Origin of the sequence: Mesorhizobium sp. M7A.F.Ca.US.006.04.2.1, from assembly GCF_004022915.1 — a bacterium.
In the GTDB taxonomy this organism is placed as follows: Bacteria; Pseudomonadota; Alphaproteobacteria; order Rhizobiales; family Rhizobiaceae; genus Mesorhizobium; species Mesorhizobium ciceri.
Map to the genome: position 1 here is coordinate 1 of NZ_RZQA01001086.1, position 1,792 is coordinate 1,792.

Here is a 1,792-nt window from a genome sequence, read left to right on the forward strand (position 1 = left end):
GTCATGACCGTCATCACCGCAGCAACCCCTGCCCCGCCCCGCGCCCGCAAGGTCGCCAGCCGCCACCAATGGATCGGCCTGCTCTATGTCGCGCCGGCTGTCGCGCTGGTCGTCGTCTTTTTCCTGATCCCGCTCGGCATGACGGCGTGGATGTCGCTGCACAACTGGCCCCTGATGGGCGAGCACAGCTTTATCGGCCTCGGCAACTATGTCGCCATCCTGCGCGACACCCGGTTCTGGAACGCGCTGCGCTTCACCGCCTACTACACCGTGATCGTCACCATCGCGATCTTCGTGGTGGCGTTTCCGCTGGCACTGTTCGTCGAGCGGCCGCGGCCGCTGACCAATCTTTACCGGACGATGTTCTTCATGCCGGCGGTTGTCGGCTTTGCCTCGGCCAGCCTGCTCTGGTCATGGCTGTTGAACGTCGATTCCGGCCTGTTCAGCCCGGCCGCCTACGACCTTGGCCTGATCGACAGGAAGTTCAACCTTTTGGCCACCTTCCAGCCGGCCTTCTGGTCGATCATCGCCATGGTCGTCTGGAAGGTCGCCGGCTTCACCATGATCATTCTGATGGCCGGCCTGCAATCGATCCCGCAGGATCTGCAGGAGGCGGCCGTCATCGACGGCGCCGGTCCGTTCGCCAGGTTCAGGGCGATCACTTTGCCGCTGATGCGCCGCACGCTGGCGCTGGCCCTGATCCTGTCGGTCGCCGGCTCGATCCTCGCCTTCGACCAGTTCTACATCATCCTGCGCGGCGGCCCACGCAACCAGACGCTGACGGCGGTCTACTGGATCTTCAACCAGTCCTTCGTGTCGTTCAAGCTCGGCTACGGCGCGGCTTTGTCGATGGTGCTGCTGGTGATCCTGGTGGCGCTCAGCCTCGTCCAGCTGTGGCTGCTGCGCAAGCCGGAGGGGCTCGACTGATGGCGCAGGCCGCTTCCCGCAACCGCCGGCTCTTGAGCCGCATCGGCGAGCATTCGACCGGCATCGTCGCCTCGGTGCTGTTTGCCGCGCCGATCGTGTGGGCGGTGCTGTCGGCGTTCAAGCCAGCGACCGAAGCGCGCCTGCCGCCGCTGCCGCCCTGGCCGACATCAGGCTTCTCGCTGGAGAACTACGCCACGCTCAACAGCTTCGGCGACGGGCTGTGGGTCTCGGCGCAAAACAGCATCTACGTCTCGGTGATGACCGTCGTGCTGTCGGTCGCCGTCAGCGTGCTGGCCGGCTACGGCTTTTCGCGGTTCCGGTTTCCGTTCAAGGACCTGTTCTTCATCCTCATCCTGTCGACGATCATGATCCCGTTCCAGTCGATCCTGACGCCGATCTTCCTGGTGCTGACCAAGCTTGGCCTGCACAACACGCTGACCGGCCTGGTCGGCGTTTATGTGACGCTGCAACTGCCGTTTTCGATCTTCATGATGCGCAACGCCTTCGACGCAGTGCCGCGCGAGATCGAGGAAGCCGCCCGCATGGACGGCGCCGGCAATCTCACCATGCTTTGGAAGGTGATGCTGCCGCTGGTCTGGCCGGGCGTCGTCACCATCGCCCTGTTTGCCTTCCTCGGCGCCTGGAACGAATTCCTCGCCGCCCTCGTGCTGATGACCGATCAATCCAAATTCACGCTGCCCGTGATGATGACCGCACTGCAGTCGGGCCGCTTCGGCGCCATCGACTGGGGCGCGGTGCAGGCGGGCGTCACCGTGATGATGGTGCCGTGCCTCATCCTGTTCCTGGCGCTGCAGCGCTTCTACATCCGCGGCCTGATGGCCGGGGCCGTCAAATAGAATGGAGT

At 64.3% G+C, this 1,792-nt stretch carries 2 protein-coding genes; both read left to right on the forward strand.

What is annotated here, in order from left to right; translation table 11 throughout:
• The first annotated feature begins 3 nt into the window (after window positions 1-3).
• On the forward strand, window positions 4-927 hold the full coding sequence (locus tag EN925_RS34515; RefSeq protein WP_024503911.1) for a sugar ABC transporter permease: 924 nt from the start codon (window positions 4-6) through the stop codon (window positions 925-927).
• On the forward strand, window positions 927-1,784 hold the full coding sequence (locus EN925_RS34520) for a carbohydrate ABC transporter permease (RefSeq protein WP_127366280.1): 858 nt from the start codon (window positions 927-929) through the stop codon (window positions 1,782-1,784). The genes EN925_RS34515 and EN925_RS34520 overlap by 1 nt, the downstream gene beginning before the upstream one ends.
• Window positions 1,785-1,792 lie beyond the last annotated feature (8 nt).